3 protein-coding genes and 1 pseudogene are annotated in these 4,008 nt (G+C 69.8%); 3 read left to right on the top strand and 1 reads right to left on the bottom strand.

Going from position 1 to position 4,008, the window contains the following annotated elements:
* Positions 1-781: pseudogene (locus tag GA0115259_RS40825) on the top strand (hypothetical protein); the annotation flags it as partial.
* A 487-nt stretch (positions 782-1,268) separates the two neighbouring features.
* Here the strand turns inward: GA0115259_RS40825 and GA0115259_RS33935 are convergent.
* Positions 1,269-1,808, bottom strand: coding sequence for a flavoprotein (locus GA0115259_RS33935; RefSeq protein ID WP_093604033.1), 540 nt, complete (start codon positions 1,806-1,808; stop codon positions 1,269-1,271).
* 98 nt (positions 1,809-1,906) lie between these two features.
* Here GA0115259_RS33935 and GA0115259_RS33930 point away from each other — a divergent pair, with 98 nt between their 5' ends.
* Positions 1,907-3,091 carry a helix-turn-helix domain-containing protein gene (locus tag GA0115259_RS33930; protein ID WP_093604031.1) on the top strand — a complete coding sequence of 395 codons (1,185 nt, stop codon included), beginning with the start codon at positions 1,907-1,909 and terminating at the stop codon, positions 3,089-3,091.
* 127 nt (positions 3,092-3,218) lie between these two features.
* Positions 3,219-3,950, top strand: a complete 732-nt coding sequence (locus tag GA0115259_RS33925) for a DUF6415 family natural product biosynthesis protein (protein ID WP_093604029.1) — start codon at positions 3,219-3,221, stop codon at positions 3,948-3,950.
* The last annotated feature ends 58 nt before the right edge of the window (positions 3,951-4,008 follow it).

The raw sequence follows: 4,008 nt of genomic DNA, 5'->3' as shown, positions 1-4,008 counted from the left end.
GGCGGTGGCCGGCTGCGCGCTCGGCGGGATCGCCGTCGCGGCGAGCGCCGGAGTCATGCCGCCGCTGTTCGCGGGCGAGCACGATCCCGTACCGGCCAACTCCGTTTCGTCGGTGACGACTCCGGGACCGCGTGTCTCCGGGCCGTCCGGCGGCGGCCGGGACACCGCCGGTCCCTCGGAGACTCCGGGACCGGACCGCGAGGAACTGTTCACACCGCATCCCTCGTCCGAGGAGGGCCCGGACGGCACCGACGGCGCGCATGCGGAAGGCGACTCCGGGCAGGGCGAGGACGGCGCGCTCGCCGGGAGCGGTCTGTCGGCCTCGGCGCAGGGACACCGGGCGGGCACGCTGTACCGCGAGACGCTCGACACCTGCCGCGCCTATCGCGACGGCACGATCGACAAGGAGCGCAAGGCGGCCCTGGAGTCGGCGGCCGACGGCACCGGAGGAGCGAAGCGTTTCTGCGACCGGTTGCTGGACGGCAAGGGCGATACGGACGACAAGGGCGACAGCGGAGGCCACGACGGCCGAGGCGACGGCTCGGTCCGCAACGGCCATGGCGACGACAACGGGCAGGGCCCGGAGAACGGCAACGGTGGCGGCAACGGTGGCGGTGGCGGCAACAGCGGCGGAGGAAAGGACAACAACGGACCGCCGGACGGCCCGGTCCTCTGGACGCCAACTCCGTCGTCCGTCGCCCCGACGCCACTTCTGACCCCCGTACCGTCCACCGCGCACCCGGCCCCGGACCCGGCCGGATCGTTGCTCCCGCCACTCTGACCTGCTGGTTCCCTGCCATGAGCCCTAAGGTGTGACGTTTTTCCGGACCGTGACGCAGTTAAGAGTGAGCCGACTGGTCATCGGCCGCGCATCGAGCCGGGGTTCCCCCCGTACCTTCGGCTCAGCGCACTCGGCGCGGGCGGGTCACGTTCCCCCGGTCCCGCCCGCGCCACTCACCCCGCCCCCGTCTGAGCCGGCGCCGCTCTCGCGGATGTGGTCGCCGTGGGTGGGGGTTGCTCAGTTGATGGTTGCGGTTCCTGCCGACGGACCGCGCTTGCGCGGTGGGCCGGCATCGGCCACCGGCTTGTCACCCGGGCCAGCCGCCGGTCCAGCTTGCTCATCCCGCGAACGACCTGTTCCCCGCCCGGCGGGCTGGTCTACTCACCGCGCACCTGCGGCGTGGTCCGTGGGGCTACCTGTGGGCGAATGACCCGGCAGTGTTCGAGGCGGATGAGTTCGTCGGTGAGTTCGATAGCCACAGCCGCAGCTAAGCAGGCCCGGCCGCCGCCTCCACCGCCGCCAGGGCTGACGTCCACGGGAACGGCTTCTTCTCGCCGGGCTCGTTCGGCACGAACCCGCCCTCTCCGTACAGCACCGTGATCCCGGCGCTCCGCAGTGTCTCTATGGACCGTTCGAACTGCGGGTGCTGCACGTAGGCGGCGTTGACGCAGGGCATTGTCACCAGCGGGATCCGCTTCCCGATCCCTTCGGCGACGACGCCGACCACGAACTTCTCCGTCAGTCCGAGCGCCCACTGATTGATCGTGTTCAGCGTGGCCGGCGCCATCAGGATCGCGTCCGCCTTCGGCCATACGTCCGGCTCGCCCGGCAGCTTGTACTCCGACCGGACCGGGGCGCCGGTCAACCGCTCCATCTCTGGAAGTCGAGCACCGAGCCAGCGCGCGGCGGTCGGCGTCAACCCGAGCCGTACATCCCACCCTCGGGACTGCGCATCATGGATCACCTGGGCGATGTCCAGTACGGGCGGCGCGGCGGTACCGAACAGATACAAGGTCCTCGTCGTCATGCCGTCCAGTCGACCACATGCGAACGCCCCCGAACCGGACGGCTACGGGGGCGGGCGTGAGTACCGTTCCAGATGACGAGTCAGGAACGGAGACCAGTATGCCTTTACCGGACGACAACCACACAGGCGCCCGCATCCGGGAGCAGCGAAAACTGGCCCGCCTCACGCAGAGGGAGCTGGCCGACAGGTTGCCGTATTCGTACAGCCTCCTCAACCAGGTCGAATGCGGCGCGCGCCCGGCGACGGCAGACTTCGTGGCGGCTGTCGCGCAGGCGCTGCGAGTCGACGTCACCTTGCTGACAGGACAGCCCCATGTGACCGATCTTCAACGGGATCGCCTCGCGGCCCTGGTACGGCCCATCCGTGAGGCTCTCGATCTGTACGACCTCGGGGCGAACCCGGAACTTACGGTGCGGCCTGCGGCGTTACTCGTCGCCGCGGCGGACCAGGTGTGCCAGGACGTGCGTGCCACGCACCTGCGCAAGGCGGCCCGGGATCTCCCCGGGATCATTGCCGAGCTCACGCATGTGGGGTGGTCGGACCCGTCAACGGAGGTGTGGCGGGCCCTGGCCTCGGCCTACCGGACGGCGCACGACGTCGCCGTGAAGCTGGGCTATTTCGACCTGTCCACGGTGGCACTGGACCGTATGGACTGGGCCGCCGCACGAGCATCGGATCCGTGTCTCGCCGCGATCCGGCAGTACAAGCGGGCACTGGGGTATCACAAGGTTGGTGCTCCCATTGTGGGACAGAGGCTTATCGCGTCCGGGCATAGCCTGCTCGCGCTGGAGTCGTCCCGGGAGGCTCTGGCCGTGGCGGGGCAGCTCCACCTCGGGGCGTCCGCCGTCGCGGCCAGGGCCGGCGATGAGGATGCCGTCGCCGCTCATATCAAGGCAGCAGACGAGTTGGCGAAGCGAGTGGGCGGGGAAGCACGGGACGTGCACTGGCTGTCATTCGGCCGTACCAATGTGCGGCTGCACGAGATGGGCGCGTCGGTCGAGATGCGCCAGTACGACGATGCGCTGGTTCAGGCCCGGAAGATGAAGCTGCCCCCGAACACGTTGACCAGTCGGCGGGCTCGGTTTCTCGTCGACTGGGCGTTCGTAGAGATGGAGACCGGGCATTCGGAGGCCGCGCTGAGGCACATCGTGGAGGCCCGTCAGGCAGCCCCGGAGCAGACCCGCTACCACCCGGAGGCACGGGAAACCATCTCCGGTCTGGTCCGGACGGCGCGGACGACCCCGGATACCTTGGGGCACATGGCTGCCTGGATCGGCCTGTAGGTACGCTCACAGCACTCACAGCACTCACAGCACTCACAGCACTCACAGCACTCACAAACTGTGAGCGCTGAACAAGTGCGCGGCGCCCACCCTGGACTCGTACCGTTACCGACGAGCCGGGGACGCCATGAATGAGCCACCAGCCGTACAGGATGCCGCCGATGCGGAGTCGCTGCCGCTCGACTTCGCCACGATGGTCGGCACGGCGCAGTACGTCATTGACGCCGGCGCAGCCTTGCTGGATGAGGAGCCGGAGGTGGCCACGTCGCAGATGCGTGGCTTTCTGGGGCTGCTGGTCCCGGAGGCGGAGGGCCGGCTCGGGAGCTTCTCCCCGGCCGGCATCGAGGAGGCACGGCGGCGCATGGACGCCGGCCCCGGACCGCTCGGGCCAGTTCGGTACGCGCACGCCCTGGCGCGGTCCGTTCTCGCGCTGTGCGCACACCTGGGCCACGGTCAGGAGCCCGGCGAGCCTGAGTCCCCGCAGGCCTGGACGCCGCCGACCGGGACGAGCGTGGTGCTGGTGGCCGCCGGGCGGTACTGGGATGCCGTACGGGTACGCACCAATGTCGGCGAGCGTGTGATCAAGCGCCTGGGCGGCAGCAGCGGGGCGGTCATTCAGGACTCGTATGGATCGGCCCTCTACTGGTTCGTGGCTCCGGGTTCCACGGATATGTGGGCCCTTCCGTCGAAGCAGGTTGTGCCGCTGGGCGTCGCGACGTTCGTGGCGGTACCGCCCGCGCATTTCACGGACAGGTCCCGCCGCATCCGCTGGGCCGTCCCGCTGACCGCGAGGCGCTACCTGACCGAAGCGGAGCTGCTGCATGACGCCCTGGCCACAGAGATCGCGGCAACCGCATGACGACCGAGCCCACATGATCTCCCGCCCGCCGCTGACGGCCCGCGGCGGGCGGGGGCCC

Origin of the sequence: Streptomyces sp. MnatMP-M17, from assembly GCF_900091995.1 — a bacterium.
Classification (GTDB): Bacteria; Actinomycetota; Actinomycetes; order Streptomycetales; family Streptomycetaceae; genus Streptomyces.
Note: the sequence above shows the minus strand (reverse complement) of the source record. Positions and strands in the feature narration are given on the sequence as shown.